The organism is Cupriavidus sp. 01L43 (assembly GCF_056399925.1).
This window is the reverse complement of record NZ_JBFTSH010000026.1, coordinates 21,057-36,988: the sequence shown is the minus strand read 5'-3', so window position 1 is coordinate 36,988 and position 15,932 is coordinate 21,057. Positions and strand designations below refer to the sequence as shown.

The 15,932-nt window shown below is 67.5% G+C and carries 12 protein-coding genes and 1 pseudogene; 3 read left to right on the top strand and 10 right to left on the bottom strand.

Translation table 11 applies throughout. The annotated features are described in order from the left end of the window. From AC1DP9_RS27065 to mdtD, 3 genes and pseudogenes are all read left to right on the top strand, one after another. Positions 1–163 (top strand): annotated as a pseudogene (locus tag AC1DP9_RS27065) (bifunctional UDP-4-keto-pentose/UDP-xylose synthase); the annotation flags it as partial. Between the two features lie 83 nt (positions 164–246). Further along, positions 247–2,340, top strand: coding sequence for a TonB-dependent receptor family protein (locus AC1DP9_RS27060; protein WP_477108995.1), 2,094 nt, complete (start codon positions 247–249; stop codon positions 2,338–2,340). Between the two features lie 72 nt (positions 2,341–2,412). Next, positions 2,413–3,846 carry a multidrug transporter subunit MdtD gene (gene mdtD, locus AC1DP9_RS27055; RefSeq protein ID WP_255371006.1) on the top strand — a complete coding sequence of 478 codons (1,434 nt, stop codon included), beginning with the start codon at positions 2,413–2,415 and terminating at the stop codon, positions 3,844–3,846. A gap of 25 nt (positions 3,847–3,871) precedes the next feature. Here mdtD and AC1DP9_RS27050 read toward each other — a convergent pair whose 3' ends face one another. The 10 genes from AC1DP9_RS27050 to nirB form a co-directional block, all read right to left on the bottom strand. Continuing rightward, complete coding sequence (locus AC1DP9_RS27050; protein WP_477108994.1) at positions 3,872–4,840, bottom strand: threo-3-hydroxy-L-aspartate ammonia-lyase; 969 nt, start codon at positions 4,838–4,840, stop codon at positions 3,872–3,874. Positions 4,841–4,881: 41 nt separating this feature from the next. Then, positions 4,882–5,862 (bottom strand): ornithine cyclodeaminase family protein, encoded by a 981-nt coding sequence (locus AC1DP9_RS27045; protein ID WP_092301805.1) that lies wholly within the window; start codon positions 5,860–5,862, stop codon positions 4,882–4,884. Continuing rightward, complete coding sequence (locus tag AC1DP9_RS27040) at positions 5,852–6,478, bottom strand: helix-turn-helix transcriptional regulator (RefSeq protein ID WP_092301880.1); 627 nt, start codon at positions 6,476–6,478, stop codon at positions 5,852–5,854. Before AC1DP9_RS27040 ends, AC1DP9_RS27045 begins: the two co-directional genes overlap by 11 nt. 100 nt (positions 6,479–6,578) lie before the next feature. Further along, positions 6,579–7,007 carry a hypothetical protein gene (locus AC1DP9_RS27035; protein WP_092301808.1) on the bottom strand — a complete coding sequence of 143 codons (429 nt, stop codon included), beginning with the start codon at positions 7,005–7,007 and terminating at the stop codon, positions 6,579–6,581. Between the two features lie 47 nt (positions 7,008–7,054). After that, the gene (locus tag AC1DP9_RS27030) at positions 7,055–8,110 is read right to left on the bottom strand and encodes a hypothetical protein (protein ID WP_477108993.1); all 1,056 of its coding nucleotides are present in this window, start codon (positions 8,108–8,110) and stop codon (positions 7,055–7,057) included. Positions 8,111–8,212: 102 nt separating this feature from the next. After that, positions 8,213–8,653 carry a response regulator transcription factor gene (locus AC1DP9_RS27025; protein WP_477108992.1) on the bottom strand — a complete coding sequence of 147 codons (441 nt, stop codon included), beginning with the start codon at positions 8,651–8,653 and terminating at the stop codon, positions 8,213–8,215. A 189-nt stretch (positions 8,654–8,842) separates the two neighbouring features. Next, complete coding sequence (locus AC1DP9_RS27020) at positions 8,843–11,581, bottom strand: molybdopterin-dependent oxidoreductase (RefSeq protein WP_477108991.1); 2,739 nt, start codon at positions 11,579–11,581, stop codon at positions 8,843–8,845. Between the two features lie 61 nt (positions 11,582–11,642). Further along, the gene (locus tag AC1DP9_RS27015; protein WP_092301822.1) at positions 11,643–12,884 is read right to left on the bottom strand and encodes an NAD(P)/FAD-dependent oxidoreductase; all 1,242 of its coding nucleotides are present in this window, start codon (positions 12,882–12,884) and stop codon (positions 11,643–11,645) included. A gap of 58 nt (positions 12,885–12,942) precedes the next feature. Further along, positions 12,943–13,326 carry a nitrite reductase small subunit NirD gene (gene nirD, locus AC1DP9_RS27010; RefSeq protein ID WP_092301825.1) on the bottom strand — a complete coding sequence of 128 codons (384 nt, stop codon included), beginning with the start codon at positions 13,324–13,326 and terminating at the stop codon, positions 12,943–12,945. A gap of 15 nt (positions 13,327–13,341) precedes the next feature. Next, complete coding sequence (gene nirB, locus AC1DP9_RS27005; RefSeq protein WP_441593755.1) at positions 13,342–15,903, bottom strand: nitrite reductase large subunit NirB; 2,562 nt, start codon at positions 15,901–15,903, stop codon at positions 13,342–13,344. Positions 15,904–15,932: the final 29 nt, after the last annotated feature.

Sequence of the window (15,932 nt, the reverse complement as noted above, 5' to 3'; positions counted from 1 at the left end):
GGGCTACCAGGACGTGCAGCACCGTGTGCCGAAGATCGACAACACGATGGAAGAACTGGGCTGGCAGCCGAAGCTGAACATGGAGCAGGCGCTGCGCCGCATCTTCGAAGCCTACCGCGACAAGGTGGTGGAGGCGCGTACGCTGGTGACCGGCGGCAACTGATTCCGGCGGGGCGCCCCGGTTTGGGTAGACTATGCCTCGCGCGACGTTTCGCGCGCGAGGTGTACTCTCTGGAACGCGCCCCCATGCACGCCACCGGCAGGACCCTTTACCGTTTTTCCCTCTTTCCGCTAGCCTCGCTGCTGGCGATGCCGGCGGCCCTGGCCCAGACGGCCGAAGAAAAGACGCTGCCCGACGTGGTGGTCAGCGCCAGCCGCAGCGAACAGCGCCAGTTCGATGCCCCGGCCGCCGTCACCAGCATCGCCGTGGATCCCTTCACGGCGGCATCCCCGCTGGTCAATCTCTCCGAACTGACACTGACCGTCCCCGGCATTGCCGTGCGGGACCGCCAGAACTACGCCCAGGACCTCCAGATCGCCGTGCGCGGCTTTGGCAGCCGCTCCACCTTCGGGGTGCGCGGGGTGCGGCTGTTTATCGATGGCATTCCGGCGACCATGCCGGACGGGCAGGGGCAGGCGTCGACCTTCGACCTGGCCAACGCGAGCCGCGTGGAGGTGCTGCGCGGCCCGTTCGCCCAGATGTACGGCAATGCTTCGGGCGGCGTGGTGCAGGTGTTCACGCCCGATCCGCCCAAGGATGGCTTCACCGGGCGGGCCTCCACCGGCTTCGGCTCGGACGGGCAATGGCAGGCCGGCGTGGCGCTGGCCGGGGGCAATGACAAGCTCGGCGGCTCGCTGGACGCCTGGACCTACCAGACCGACGGCTACCGGGACCACAGCGCCGCGCGCCGCTACCAGCTCAACGCCAAGATCGTGGCCCAACCGACCACGGCGACCAAGATCACCGGCCAGTTCAACTACTTCACCCAGCCGCTGGCCGAGGACCCGCTCGGGCTCACGCGCGCCCAGGCGGACGCCAATCCCCGGCAGGCCGTGCCGGCGGCGACCCAGTTCAATACGGGCAAGGATGTCGAGCAGACGCAGGCCGGCGTGGTGGTCGAACACCAGCTGAGCGAGCGTGACAGCCTGAACTTCCGTCTCTACGGCGGCGGACGGCAGCTGACCCAGCGGCTCGGCTTCAGCGGTGCGGCGCCCTCGTCGGCAGGCGGCATTGTCGATCTGGACCGCACCTACGGCGGCACGGCGCTGGCGTGGACGCACAAGACCACGGCCAACGGCCTGCCGCTGCAATGGACGGCCGGGATCGAGGCCAACGCCATGCGCGACGGCCGCCATGGCTACGTCAACGATAACGGCCAGCAGGGCGCGCTGCGCCGGGACGAGACCGACGAGGCGGCCGACTACGGCGCGTTCGCCCAGTTCAACTGGACCGTGCATCCCGCCTGGGAGCTGGTGGGCGGGCTGCGGGCGAGCATGGTCCGGCTGCGCATTAACGACCACTACGTCACGGCGGCCAGCCCCGACGACAGCGGCACCTCCACCTATCACAACGTCAGCCCGGTGGCCGGCGTGGTCTGGCACGCCCACGACACGCTCAATGTCTACGCCAACCTGGGCCGGGGCTTCGAGACCCCGACGCTGACCGAGGTGGCCTACGGCCCCGGCGGCGTGGGCGCCAACCTGGGCTTGCAGGCGTCCACCAGCCGGCAGGGCGAGATCGGCGTGAAATGGCAGGCGGCCGGCCAGAAGGTGGAGGCTGCGCTGTTCGATGCCGACAGCCACGACGAGGTGGTGCCGGTATCGAACAACGCCGGCCGCACGGTCTACCAGAACGTGAACGGCGTGCGCCGGCGCGGGCTGGAACTGGGCTGGCGCGGCACCTTCGGCCAGGCGCAGCAGTGGGGGGCGGGGCTGGGGTATACCTATTTGTCGGCCTACTTCGGGGAGGCTTATCTCAACGCGCAGGGCCTGCAGGTGGCGGCCGGCAACCGGCTGCCCGGCACGGCGCGGCACAGCCTGGGCGCGGAGCTGACCTACCGGCCGCTGGCGCCGCTGATGCTGGGGGTGGAGGCGCGGGCGGACAGCCAGGTCTATGCGGACGATCTCAACACCCAGGCGGCGCCCGGCTACATGGTCTTCAACCTCAAGGCCGGCTACGAATTCAAGCTGGGCCGGACCCGGCTGTACCTGTTCGGGCGCATCGACAACCTGGCGGACCGGCACTACATCGGCTCGGTCATCGTCAACGAGGCCAACGGCCGGTACTTCGAGCCGGCGGCCGGGCGGCGCTTCTTCCTGGGGCTGCGCGCGTCGATGTAAGTCGCCGCCCGACTTGCCAGCGGCGCGTCTCCGGCCTAAGGTGGCGTCTTTACCCGGCATCCGTGGAGCCCCATGCCCCCCTCCATGCCCCAGGACCGCGACCTCCGCATCATGCTGTGGGTCGTGGCCGTTGGCTTTTTCATGCAGACGCTCGATTCGACCATCGTCAACACGGCGCTGCCGTCGATGGCGCACAGCCTGGGCGAAAGCCCGCTGCGCATGCAGTCGGTCGTTATCGCCTATTCCCTCACCATGGCGGTGGTCATTCCGGCCTCGGGCTGGCTGGCGGACCGCTTCGGCACGCGCACGATCTTCCAGACCGCCATCGGCCTGTTCGTGCTCGGCTCCCTGCTATGCGCCTGGGCGCCCACGCTGCCGGCGCTGACCGCCGCGCGGGTGGTGCAGGGCGTGGGCGGCGCCATGCTGCTGCCGGTGGGGCGGCTCTCCGTGCTGCGCACCTTCCCGCGCGAGCAATACCTCCAGGCGCTCAGCTTCGTGGCCATTCCGGGCATGATCGGCCCGCTGATCGGCCCCACGCTGGGCGGCTGGCTGACGCAGACGCTGTCGTGGCACTGGATCTTCCTGATCAACGTGCCGGTGGGGATCATCGGCGCCATCGCCACGATCCGCTATATGCCGAACTCACGGCTGCCCGGCATGGGCGGCTTCGACGTAACCGGCTACCTGCTGCTGGCCGTGGCCATGGTGGCGCTGTCGTTTTCGCTGGACGGGCTGGCGGGCATGGGCTTCCAGCACGCCACGGTGCTGATGCTGCTGATTGGCAGCATGGCGGCGCTCACGGCCTACGTGCTGCACGCCAACAAGCGCCAGAACCCGTTGTTCTCGCTGAAGCTGTTCAAAATCCACGCGTTCAGCGTGGGGCTGCTCGGTAACCTGTTCGCGCGTATCGGCAACGGGGCGATGCCGTTCCTGATTCCGCTGATGCTCCAGGTGAGCATGGGCTACGCGCCGTTCGATGCCGGCCTGATGATGCTGCCGGTCACGGCCGCCGGCATGGCCTCCAAGCGGCTGGCGACGATGCTGATCGAGCGCCACGGCTACCGGCGCGTGCTGGTGGTCAACACCTTCGTGGTAGGGCTGACGATGGCGTCTTTCGCCCTGATTTCGCCAACGCGCCCGCTGGCGCTGACGCTGGTGCAGCTGGCCATCTTCGGCATGGTCAACTCGATCCAGTTCACGGCCATGAACACCGTGGCACTGAAAGACCTGTCGGGAGCCAGTGCCAGCAGCGGCAATTCGATGCTGTCGATGGTACAGATGCTGTCGATGAGCCTGGCGGTGACCTCGGCCGGCGCGCTGCTGGCCACGTTCCAGGCCGGCTTTGGCGCGAACGGTGCGCACCAGATGGAAGTGCTGCCAGCCTTCCACGCCACCTTCATCTGCGTGGGGCTGATTACCTCGGCATCTGCATGGATCTTCATGCAGCTCAGCCCGGAGCCGGCGCGCGACACGAAGGAAGAGGTGAAGCAGGCCGGGGAGATGTAGCCCCCCGGCCGGGGTGGGGCGAAGCTTACGCCGCGAGCAACTCGCAGAAGCGTGCGATGTCGACGTTGCCGCCGCTGATGAGCACGCCCACGCGCTGGCCCTTGAGCTGGTCCTTCATGGCCAGCACGGCGGCCAGCCCGAGGCAGCCGGTGGGCTCCACCACCATCTTCATGCGCTCGGCGAAGAAGCGCATGGCGTCCACCAGTTGCGCGTCCGAGGCGGTGACGATGTCCGTGACGTCGCGGCGGATGATGCCGAAGGTGTACTCGCCCAGATGCTGGGTCTGCGCGCCATCGGCAATCGTCTTCGGGGTGTCGATGTTGACGATCTCGCCCTTGCGGAACGACTGCTGGCCGTCATTGCCGGCCTCCGGCTCCACGCCGTAGAGCTTGCAGGCCGGCGCCAGCGCGCGCGTGGCCAGCGCGGTGCCGGAGAGCAGTCCGCCGCCGCCGAGCGGCGTGAACAGGGCGTCCAGCGGGCCGACTTCCTCGAACAGTTCCTTGGCGGCCGTGCCTTGGCCGGCCAGCACGTCGGGATGGTCGTACGGCGGAATCAGCGTCATGCCGTGCTCGGCGGCCAGCTTGCGGCCAATCGCCTCGCGGTCTTCGGTGTAGCGGTCGTAGGTCACCACGTTGGCGCCGTAGCCCTTGGTGGCGGCTACCTTGGCGGCCGGGGCGTCGTGCGGCATGACGATGGTCGCCGGCATGCCGAGCAGTTTGGCCGAGAGGGCGATGCCCTGGGCATGGTTGCCGGACGAGAACGCCACCACGCCACCCTTGCGCTGCTCGGGCGAGAACTTCGACAAGGCGTTGAACGCGCCGCGGAACTTGAACGCGCCCATGCGCTGGAAGTTCTCGCACTTGATGAACACTTCCGCGCCGACGATGTCGTTGAGCGTGCGCGAGGTGTTCACGGGCGTGCGGTTGGCGTGGCCGTCCAGGCGCTGGGCGGCGGCTTGCACATCGGCGTAGGTGGGCAGTTGCAGGATCGTCATGGCAGGGAAGGGTGCGAGGGGTGCGATGGAGTTGAAGGAGATTACCAGGGCCAGGCCAGGCGCTTGCCGGTGCCATCGGCCACGGCGCGCTCGTGCAGGAAGCGGGCGACGGTCAGGTCCTGGAGCGCCAGGCCGGTCATGTCGAAGACGGTGATGTCGGTGGAGGCACGGTCGAACATGGCGTTGCCGGTCAGCAGGTCGCCGATCTCGGTGCAGTCGACCTGGGCGGCCCACTGGCACTCGCCGATGCCGCGGGCCTGCTCGCGGTCGTCGGCAAAGACGCGCGCGCGGGCCAGCACGCCGTCCGGCAGTTCGCGCTTGCCGCGCGTATCGGCGCCCACGCAGTTCAGGTGGGTGCCGGGCTGCACGGCGTCGGCCTCGAACAGGGCGCCGCCGCCGGGTGTGGCGGTGATGACGACGTCACTCTTCGACACCGCCGCGCTGGCGTCCGTCGCCAGTTCAATCTGGCAGCGGTCGGAGAACGCCGCCTCGAACGCTGGATCGCGCTGGCGGCTGAAGGGGACGTAGGAAACATGGCACAGCGATGGCAGCAGGCGCAGCGCATAGGTCAGCTGCACGCGCGCCTGCACGCCAGTGCCGAACACGCAGACGCGCTCGCTGTTGGGTCGCGCCAGCAGTTGCAGGCCGATGCCGCCGGCCGCGCCGGTGCGCGCGGTGGTGATGGCGTTGCCGTCCAGCACGCAGAGCGGGCGGCCCGTGGCGGGGTCGATCAGCAGCACCGTGGCCTGATGCGGCTCGCCGCCCTGGGCGCGGTTGTCCGGCCAGAACCCGGCCGCCTTGAAGCCGAGCAGGTTCTGCTTCGGCACATCGCCGGCCTTGATGCCGAACACGCCGCCGGTGGCCAGTTTCTCGCGGATCAGCGGGAACACGCGGCCTTCGCGGTGGCTGTGCAGCACGAAGGCTTCGCGCACGGCAGCCAGCACATCGTCCGGTTGCAGGGCCGCTTCGACGTCGAATTTGTCGAGCAGCAGGAGTTGGGCCAGATGGGTGTCAGCGGGCATAGCTATAGACCGAGGCGCGCGACACGCCGAGATGTGCCGCGACGGTTTCCATGGCGCGCCGGACCTCCAACAGGCCCGACGCCTTGAGTTCATGCATCAGCGCGCGCCGGTCTTCGGTCTTCAGCGCACGGGGCGTGGTGGCCAGCCGGGCGGCAAAAGTGTCGATACGGGCACGCAGGGCATCGGTGCCGGCGGGGTCGAGTGACTCTTGCGGCCCCTCGACGGCAGTCTGGACGAATTGCCCCATCGCCATCTGCAGGCTGCGGAACAGCGTCAGGTCGACATTCATGCACAGCGCGGCGATATAACGCCCGTTGCTGTCCTTGACGCCCACCGAGGTGCTCTTGGCCTGCCGCCCATCCGCGAACTGGTTGGGGTAGTTGGCGATGATCTGAGGGTAGTCCGGATCGGTGATGCGGGCCTGGCCCAGCTCGGTGGTGGGGTCGCCCACGGCGCGGCCGGACAGGTTGTTGTGGATGGCGAGGATCGACTGCTCGGGCTCGAGCAGGTCGTGGACCACGACCTCGCAGAACGGCGCGAGCGTCTGCCCGAGGCCATCGGCAATCTGCTTGATCTGGTCGAGCAACTGGCGCTGCTCCGGCGTGCGGGTCTTCATGCTGGACATTTTGTCCAGCAGTAGATGAAATGTCAAGGTGCGTGGCGCCCGCCCACGCCGCGTGCGCATCGCGGCGTGAGCCTTTCAAGACCCCGGCAGGCTAGCGCGTGCCGGCGCTGCAGCAGTAGGCCAGCAGGAAGGTGTGGGTGCCCGGGAGATTGCCCACGATGCGGCGCATGTCCCCGTTCAGCTTGGCCATGGCCGCCGTTACGCGGTCGGGGCCGGGCAGGTTGCCGTTATTGAAGTCATGCACGGCGATGGCGACGGGTTTCTGGTCCTTGGTCTTGGGCGACGCAAGGCCCCGGTCCTCCTCCGCGAACTTCTCTTCGCGCTGTGCCACGGCGCCGATCTTCCCCTCGCAGTAGCCGTGGGTGCCGGACATGACGTGAATCGTGTGGCCGCTGCCGGTCAGGCCGCTGGCGATGGTATTGAGCGCCGCCGCCACGTCGTCGACGTCGGACGGATCGTGAAATCCCCAGATCTGCACGGCGGTGGGGGTCTTGGCGGTGATGTTGACGAGCGTTGCCATGGTGTTTCTCCTTGGAAAACTTCAGGTTTCTGCGATGGAGGGGGAAGTCAGACTTCCCGCGCGTGGGTCTGCCCCGGCCAGACGCCAGTCATCTCGATGGCGCGCCGCCCCGTCAGCCATTGCCCAAGCGGGCTGGGCCAGTTGAAGGCGTAGTGGTCGCTGTTCATGACCCCCTGGAATTTCACGTCCACGCGGATATTCGTCGCGCTAAGCGGGATATTGCTCACGGTCTTGGAAATGCCGCCGCTCAGCGAGAACTCGTCGTGTTGCCGCCCCGCCGGCGAGTCGTAGCCGATCTGGATGTGGGTCACGTAGGTGCATCCCGGCTTGTTGTCGAAGACCACCTCGAAGGCGCCGAGCCGGTTGATCCAGTTCGGAATCAGCAGCGGCCCGTCGAACGAGGCGAAGGTGTAGGCGATCGGAATCGGGGAGGGCGCGAGCTGATCCGACTGGTAAGGCCAGAGATGCTGATCCACGCTCTTGTTCTGGCGGGTGGAGACGAACGAGCCCTTGCCATTGGCGCCGCCCAGCATCTCCTGCACGGCACCGGCGGAGCCGGTCAGCGAGAAGGAAGAGCTGTTGTCCTGGGAACCCACGTTCAGCCCGCTGTGCGCGTAGACGGCGCTGGTGACCACGCCGAATCCCTGCGCAATCTGCCCGTTCGACCCCATGCTGACCGACTGCGCCTGGTCGTACAGCCACTTGTAGGTGTCCGACTTGCCAAGCGTGGTCAGGTCGCTGATGAACGTTTCCGACGCGATGCCGAACTCGGACGCGATCGACCCCACCGACGAGAAATCCCACTTCACCTCGACGCCAGCCGTCACCTTGACGCCGGTATCCGGGTCGGTGGCGGAGCCGTCCAGGTTGACGTTGGATTCGCTGCGCTGCACGTTGCTGGACGACAGCTTCCACTGGTTGGGAATGCCGCGCGTGCTCAGCGCGAGCCCCGGAGTCTCTTCCTTGACCAGCGTGAAATCGCCGGTGTCCGGCGACACAAAGCCCACGGCGCCCGGTTTGATATTGGGCGTCAGGGTCCAGTTACCCCAGTATGCGGGGCGCCCGTTGCGTATCAAGTCCGTGAAAGATCGATTCCAATTCATGGTGTTACCCCTTATTAAGTTGTTGGCATTTTGCGGATGTCGCGATTTCGCTTGGTGACGTATCGCATAACCAGTGTTGATGCCACGGAGGGGTATTCGCCATTACTCAGAATGCGTATTCGGCGGGCTGGAATCGACGGGAATTCTGATTTGTCTGGAAATCGTCATGAGATCCGCCAGGGTTTGCAGCCCGGTTTTGGCGCGGATGTTTTCCAGATGTTTGCTGACGGTGCGGGGACTGATGCTGAGATGCCTGCCGATTTCCTTGGCCGTCAGGCCCAGGCTCAGTTTCTGCAAGACGTCCTTTTCACGCTGGCTTAATGTGTCCGGCTGAAGAATCGGGATGGGCGCGTGGGTCGCCGTATTGGCGTGCGCGGTGGCAAAGGCAACCAGCTGCGACGTGGAATGAATGTCGAGTTTTGCGGAGATATTGGTGCGGTGCTTGCGGGCCGTGAATTCGGTAACGCCCAGATACCTGGCGATATCACTGGTGCTCATCCCCTTGGCGATCAAGGCGAGCACCTGGGATTCCCGGGTGGTCAACCTTGATGACGACAAGCATGCCCATTATTATTTTTGCGGGCGAATGACGGAGCGTCACCTCGCTACGGTGCAATCAGGTCATCGTAGGTGAAATGAATGAACTGTTTGTGGGAATTATTTAATATCAGAGATAAGGGTGCCTAATATCTCCTCTTGCCCGATAGCGGAAGAGAGGAGAAAGGCACGCTTTTAAGCCGCCTCGGCCACCCGGATTTCGACCAGCAGCTTTTTCAGTTCCGGCACGCAGGAGCCGCAATTGCCGCCGGCCTTCACGCAGGCGGTGATTTCGGCCGGGGTCTTGAGGTCGTGCTTGCGCACGGCGTCGCAGATCGTGTTGCGGCCCACGCCGAAGCAGGAGCACACCGTGGGGCCGGCGTCGGCGCCTTTCTCCATCGGCTGGCCCAGCAGCAGGCCGATGCGGTCGGTGTCTTCCAGCCGCTCTTGTCCGAACAACTGCGACAGCCACGCGCGCGAGGGCAGGTCCGGGCGCGTGGAGACGTACACGCAGGCCTCGATCCGGTCGTTGACCACATACCCCGCGTGATAGACGCCAGCGGTGCGGTCCTCGTACTCGAGCCAGTCGGCCTCGGGGTCCTGCACGCCCAGCAGCGCGCGGGCCCAGGCGGCGCGGTCGGGGATGGCCTCCCGGCCGGCGAATTCGTAGCGCTGGAACTGCTTGCCCTGGATGCGCGTCCAGTACGTCAGCGCATCGGCGGGCAGGGCGGCGCGGCTCAGCACGAAGCCGTGCCACGAGACGCGGAATTCCTCCACGCGCACCGGCGTGTGCTTGAACTCGGGCTCGCCCGAGACGGGGTCGACGGCCGGATTGACCAGCGCGCCCACGCGGGCATCGGAGCTGAACTGGCTGTTCCAGTGGATCGGCACGAACACGCTGCCACGCGGAATGCCGCCGCCATGGCGCACGCGGGCCACCATCGCGCCCCAGCGGCTGGTGATGCGTGCCAGCTTGCCTTCGCCCACGCCGCACAGCAGGGCGTCTTGCGGATGCATGTCGACGAAGGGCTCGGGGAGGTGGTCGGAGAGCCGCGCGGCCTTGCCGGTGCGGGTCATGGTGTGCCATTGGTCGCGCACCCGGCCGGTGTTCAGGATCAGCGGGAAGTCGTCGTCGGTGGCGTGGGCCGGCGCGCGCGGCGCGGTCGGCACGAAGCGGGCGCGGCCATCGGGATGGGCGTAGCGGCCGTCGGTGAACAGGCGCTGCGTGCCTTCGGTCAGGTCCGCACGTACGGGCCATTGCACCGGCGCGAGCGCGTCATAGTCGGCCTGGGCCAGCCCGGCCAGCCCGCTGATGTCGAACGCACGCGGTGCGTCGCGCTCGGTGGCGGTGTCGTTGCGCCACGCGCTCAGGCGGGCGTGTTCGTCGAAGATTTCATGCGGACCGGCGTAGTCGAAGCCGGCGAAGCCCATGCGGCGGGCCACGTCGCAGAGGATGTCCCAGTCGGCGCGGGCCTCGCCCGGGGCGGGCAGGAAGGCGCGCTGGCGCGAGATGCGGCGCTCGGTGTTGGTCACCGTGCCGTTCTTCTCGCCCCAGCCCAGCGCCGGCAGCAGGATGTGGGCGGCGTCGTTGGTGTCGGTGTGCGTGACGATGTCCGACGCCACCACCAGTTCGCACTTGGCCAGCGCGCGCCGCGCCTGATCGGCATCGGGCAGGCTCACCACGGGGTTGGTGGCGATGACCCAGACCGCCTTGACCCTGCCTTGCTCGATGGCATCGAACAGGTCCACGGCCTTGAGGCCGGGCTGGTCGGCCATCGCCGGGGACTGCCAGAAGTCCTGCACGATGTCCCGGTGGACCGGGTTGGCCAGCTCCATATGGGCGGCCAGCATGTTCGCCAGCCCGCCGACTTCGCGCCCGCCCATCGCGTTGGGCTGGCCGGTCAGCGAGAACGGGCCCATGCCGGGGCGGCCAATGCGGCCGGTCAGCAGGTGGCAGTTGATGATGCTGTTGACCTTGTCCGTGCCGGACGAGGACTGGTTCACGCCCATCGAGAACGCGGTAATGACCTGCTCCGTGCTGGCGAACAGGTCGAAGAAGGCTTGCACGTCGGCTGGGTCGAGCTTGCAGGCGCGCGCCACGGCGGCGACGCTGGTGTCGTCCGCTTCGGCGGCGGCCAGCGTGGCTTCCAGCCCGGCGGTGTGCGCGGCCACGAAGGCCGTGTCGGTCTTGCCGGCGCGGGCCAGATGGCTCAGCAGGCCGTTGAACAGCCGCACATCGGTGCCCGCGCGCAGCGGCAGGTGAAGGTCGGCCAGTTCACAGGTGGCGGTGCGGCGCGGATCGATCGCCACGATCTTCATCTCGGGCCGGGCTTCCTTGGCGCGCGTGAGCCGCTGGAACAGGATCGGGTGGCACCACGCGGTGTTCGAGCCCACCAGCACGACGAGATCGGCGGTCTCCAGGTCCTCGTAGCTGCACGGCACCAGGTCTTCGCCGAAGGCGCGCTTGTGGCCGGCCACGGCGGATGACATGCAGAGCCGCGAGTTGGTGTCGATATTGGCCGTGCCGATGAACCCCTTCATCAGCTTGTTGGCGATGTAGTAGTCCTCGGTCAGGATCTGGCCGGAGACGTAGAGCGCCACGGCGTCCGGGCCGTGCGCGGCGACGATGTCCGAGAAGCCCTTGGCGACCTTGTCGAGCGCCTCGTCCCAGGAGACGCGGCGCAGCGCGCCATCGGCCTCGCGCAGTTGGGGGTGCAGCAGGCGGCCGTCCAGGTCGAGGGTTTCGCCGAGCGCCGAGCCCTTGACGCAGAGCCGGCCGAAGTTGGAGGCATGGTCGGCGTCGCCGCTGACTTCGACCTGGCCGTCCGCGCGCACGGTGGCGCGCACGCCGCAGCCCACGCCGCAATAGGGGCAGGTGGTGGCGGTTGTGGTGGTGGCGGTGGAGGAAACCACCGCAATATCGGACAGGTTCACAGCGATGTCTCTCTTTCGGTGGATGCCAGCCGGCAACGCCGGTGGCAACCCAGCCGGTAAATCAGGCGGCCAGGGCCTCGCACTGGGTCTTGCCGAACAGCAGGCGCTGGCGCAGGGCGCCAACCGGCTTGCCGCTCTGGATCAGGTCGAAGTACCACGGGCCGTCCTGCACGTCGCCGTATAGCACCGCGCCCACGAGCCGGCCGTCCTGCAGCACCAGCCGCTTGTACACGCCGCGCCGGGGATCGCGCAGGACCAGATCCTCGCTGCCATCGGCGCCAATGAAATCGCCGGCCGAGTACAGGTCCACGCCGGTGACCTTGAGCTTGGTCGCCGTGGCCTGCTGCACGTAGCGGCGATGGCCGGCGCCGGCCAGATGGGCCGCGCAGACGCGTGCCTGGTCCCAGATCGGCGCCACCAGCCCGAACGTGGCCTGGCGATGCTGCACGCACTCGCCCACGGCGTAGATGCGCGGGTCGAAGGTCTGGAGCGTGTCGTCCACGACGATGGCGCGCTCGCAGCGCAGGCCGGCGCCGGCTGCCAGTTCGATATTGGGGCGCACGCCGGCGGTCATCACCACCAGGTCCGCCGGGATCTGGCTGCCGTCCTTGAACAGCACGCCGGTCACGCGGGTATCGCCCAGAATGCCGGCGGTCTGCGCGCCGAGCAGGAAGCGCAGGCCGCGGCGCTCCAGCGCCAGCTTCAGCAGCGCGGCGGCGGGTTTGTCGAGCTGGCGCTCCATCAGGCTGTCGGCGAGGTGGACCACGGTCACGTCCATGCCCTGGCGCAGCAGGCCGTTGGCGGCCTCGAGCCCGAGCAGGCCGCCGCCGATCACCACCGCGTGACGATGGTTGCGCGCGGCGTGGAGCATGGTTTCCACGTCCTGGATGTCGCGGAAGGCGATCACCCCGTCGAGCGTATGGCCCGGCACCGGCAGGATGAACGGCTTGGAGCCCGTGGCCAGCAGCAGGCGGTCGTAACGCACCTCCCGGCCGGAGGCCGAGCGCACCGTGCGGCGGGGGCGGTCGATGGCCTCCACGGGGTCGCCCGCCAGCAGCTCGATGCCATGCGCGGCGTACCACTCGCGCGTGTTGAGCATGATGTCGTCGACGGTCTTCTCGCCGGCGAGCACCGGCGAGAGCAGGATGCGGTTGTAGTTGCCGTGGGGCTCGGCGCCGAACACCGTGATGTCATACAGGTCCGGCGCCAGCTTCAGCAGTTCCTCGACCGTGCGCATGCCGGCCATGCCGTTGCCGACGACAACCAGTCGGGGTTTGGCGTGGGGGGTGGCGGTGGGCGTCATGGGGCGTCTCAGGTGGCTTGGGCGTAGGCGAGGGGCAATGCAGGAGGCGGGAGGCGGCTCAGGCCGCCATTTCTTCCTCGGTCTGGCGCGCGACTTCGCTGGCGGCTACCCAGACCTTGCCGTCGTACACCCGGGCCGCGTAGGCCGCCACCGAGTGCTCGGGGGCTTCCAGGCATTCGCCGGTACGCAGGTCGAAATGATGCTTGTAGATCGGCGAGGCCACCACGACGCGCTCGCCCAGGCTGCCCACCAGCCCGCGCGAGAGCACCGACGCCTGCGAGTTCGGATCGAAATTGTCGATGGCGAAGACTTCCTCGCCCCGGCCGATGCGGAACACGGCCACCTGCTGGCCATCGACCAGTGCGCAGACACCAGTATTGGGCACGATGTCGCGCAAGGTGCAAATCGCGGTCCAGGTTTCCGGATGATGGGAATGATGCATCACGTTCTCCTTTTATCAGGCTGCTTTTGCGGGCACGGCAACCACGGGGATGTGGCTCAGGCGTGAACGCTGCAAGTTCCGTTCCTCGGGCGTGGCCGGGCGGACCTGGCCGCGCTCTTCCAGGAAGACGAGGTTGTCGTCGCGCAGGTCGCTGTTGACGAAGTGGCGGAAGCGCTTGCGGGTCTCGGGGTCCGTGACGGCCTTCTTCCACTCGTCCTCGTAGGTGTCCACCACGTGCTGCATCTCGGCCTCGAGTTCGGCGCCCACGCCCAGCTTGTCGTCGATCACCACCGACTTCAGGTAGTCCAGGCCGCCTTCGAGGTTGTCGCGCCAGGTGCTGGTGCGTTGCAGGCGGTCTGCCGTGCGGATGTAGAACATCAGGAAGCGGTCGATGTAGCGGATCAGCGTGTCGTGATCCAGGTCGCCGGCCAGCAGTTCGGCGTGGCGGGGCTTCATGCCGCCGTTGCCGCAGACGTAGAGGTTCCAGCCGCGTTCCGTGGCGATGATGCCCACGTCCTTGCCCTGCGCCTCGGCGCACTCGCGGGTGCAGCCGGACACGCCGAACTTGATCTTGTGCGGGGCGCGCAGGCCCTTGTAGCGGTTCTCGATCTCGATGGCGAGGCCGACCGAGTCATCCACGCCGTAGCGGCACCACGTGGAGCCCACGCAGGACTTCACCGTGCGCAGCGACTTGCCGTACGCATGGCCCGACTCGAAACCGGCCGCGATCAGTTCCTCCCAGATCATCGGCAGTTCTTCCAGCCGCGCGCCGAACATGTCCACGCGCGCGCCGCCGGTGATCTTGGTGTAGAGGCCGTACTTCTTGGCCACCTGGCCGACCGCGATCAGGCCGTCGGGCGTCACTTCGCCGCCCGGCATGCGCGGCACCACGGAGTAGGTGCCGTCCTTCTGGATGTTGGCCAGGAAGTAGTCGTTGGAGTCCTGCAGGCTGGCGTGCTCTTCCTTGAGCACGAAGTCGTTCCAGCACGAGGCCAGGATGTTGGCGACGGTGGGCTTGCAGATGTCGCAGCCCAGGCCCTTGCCGTGCGCGGCCAGCAGGTCCTCGAAGGACTTGAAGTTGCCCACGCGCACCAGGTGGTACAGCTCCTGGCGGGAGTAGGGGAAGTGCTCGCAGACATGGTTGTTGACGGCCATGCCCTGCTTCTTCATTTCGGCCTTCATGATCTGCGTGACCAGCGGCACGCAGCCGCCGCACGCCGTGCCGGCCTTGGTGCAGGTCTTCAGCGCGCCGATGCTGGTGGCGCCATCGCCCACGGCGGCGCAGATCTGGCCCTTGCTGACGTTGTTGCACGAGCAGATCTGGGCGGTGTCCGGCAGCGCGTCGGCGCCCAGCGCCGGCTTGGCCTGGCCGTCCGAGGACGGCAGGATCAGGAATTCGGGCGACTCGGGCAGCTCGATGCGGTTCAGCATCATCTGCAGCAGGGTGCCGTATTCCTCCGCATCGCCGATCAGCACGCCGCCGAGCAGGTACTTGCCGCAGTCGGAGACCACCAGCTTCTTGTAGATCTGCTTGCGCTCGTCGATGAACTGGTACGAGCGGCTGCCCGGCACGTTGCCGTGCGGGTCGCCGATGCTGGCCACGTCCACGCCCATCAGCTTGAGCTTGGTGCTCATGTCGGCGCCGGCGAACTCGGCGGCCTCGCCGCGCAGGTGGCGGGCGGCCACGCGGGCCATGTCGTAGCCGGGGGCCACCAGGCCGTAGATCTTGCCTTGCCACAGCGCGCACTCGCCAATCGCGTAGACGTGCGGGTCGGAGGTCAGGCAGTTGTTGTCGACGGCGATGCCGCCGCGCTCGCCCACGGCCAGGCCGCTCTCGCGCGCCAGTTCGTCACGCGGGCGGATGCCGGCCGAGAACACGATCATGTCGGTGTCCAGGTGCGTGCCGTCGGCAAAGTTCATGCGATGGGTGCCTTCCACGCCATCGACGATTTCCTTGGTGTTCTTGCCGGTGTGCGCCTTGACGCCCAGCTCCTCGATCTTCTGGCGCAGCATGCGGCCGCCGCTTTCGTCCACCTGCACGGCCATCAGGCGCGGGGCGAACTCCACCACGTGGGTCTCCAGGCCCATGTCGCGCAGCGCCTTGGCGCATTCCAGCCCGAGCAGGCCGCCGCCGATGACCACGCCGGTCTTGGCCCGGTTGCCGCATTCGCGCATCGCTTCCAGGTCTTCGATGGTGCGATAGACGAAGGTGTCCTTGCGGTCCTTGCCCGGCAGCGGCGGTACGAAGGGGTAGGAGCCGGTGGCCAGCACCAGCTTGTCGTAGGCCAGCGTTTCGCCGGTGGAGGTGGTGACGGTCTTCGCGGCGGTGTCGATGGCCGCCGCCTTGGCGTTCAGGCGCAGCAGCATGTTGTTGTGCTGCTCGAAGAAGCCGGCCGGCACCAGCGAGAGGTCTTCGGCGGACTTGCCGGCGAAGAATTCGGAGAGGTGGACGCGGTCGTACGCGGGGCGCGGCTCCTCGCACAGCACCGTCACTTCGAGGTCCTGCGCGCCGGCGTCCGCCAGGCATTCCAGGAACTTGTGGCCGACCATGCCGTGCCCGACGATGATGATTTTCATGATGCTTTCCTTGTCCGGGGTTCTTCGTA

What these genes read in the sequence shown, in the direction of transcription:
- AC1DP9_RS27045 (WP_092301805.1), bottom strand. Translation starts at nt 5,862, where the DNA reads ATGCCCGCTGACACCCATCTGGCCCAACTCCTGCTGCTCGACAAATTC.
- AC1DP9_RS27030 (WP_477108993.1), bottom strand. Translation starts at nt 8,110, where the DNA reads ATGAATTGGAATCGATCTTTCACGGACTTGATACGCAACGGGCGCCCC.
- AC1DP9_RS27040 (WP_092301880.1), bottom strand. Translation starts at nt 6,478, where the DNA reads ATGAAGACCCGCACGCCGGAGCAGCGCCAGTTGCTCGACCAGATCAAG.
- nirB (WP_441593755.1), bottom strand. Translation starts at nt 15,903, where the DNA reads ATGAAAATCATCATCGTCGGGCACGGCATGGTCGGCCACAAGTTCCTG.
- AC1DP9_RS27015 (WP_092301822.1), bottom strand. Translation starts at nt 12,884, where the DNA reads ATGACGCCCACCGCCACCCCCCACGCCAAACCCCGACTGGTTGTCGTC.
- AC1DP9_RS27060 (WP_477108995.1), top strand. Translation starts at nt 247, where the DNA reads ATGCACGCCACCGGCAGGACCCTTTACCGTTTTTCCCTCTTTCCGCTA.
- AC1DP9_RS27050 (WP_477108994.1), bottom strand. Translation starts at nt 4,840, where the DNA reads ATGACGATCCTGCAACTGCCCACCTACGCCGATGTGCAAGCCGCCGCC.
- mdtD (WP_255371006.1), top strand. Translation starts at nt 2,413, where the DNA reads ATGCCCCCCTCCATGCCCCAGGACCGCGACCTCCGCATCATGCTGTGG.
- nirD (WP_092301825.1), bottom strand. Translation starts at nt 13,326, where the DNA reads ATGCATCATTCCCATCATCCGGAAACCTGGACCGCGATTTGCACCTTG.
- AC1DP9_RS27035 (WP_092301808.1), bottom strand. Translation starts at nt 7,007, where the DNA reads ATGGCAACGCTCGTCAACATCACCGCCAAGACCCCCACCGCCGTGCAG.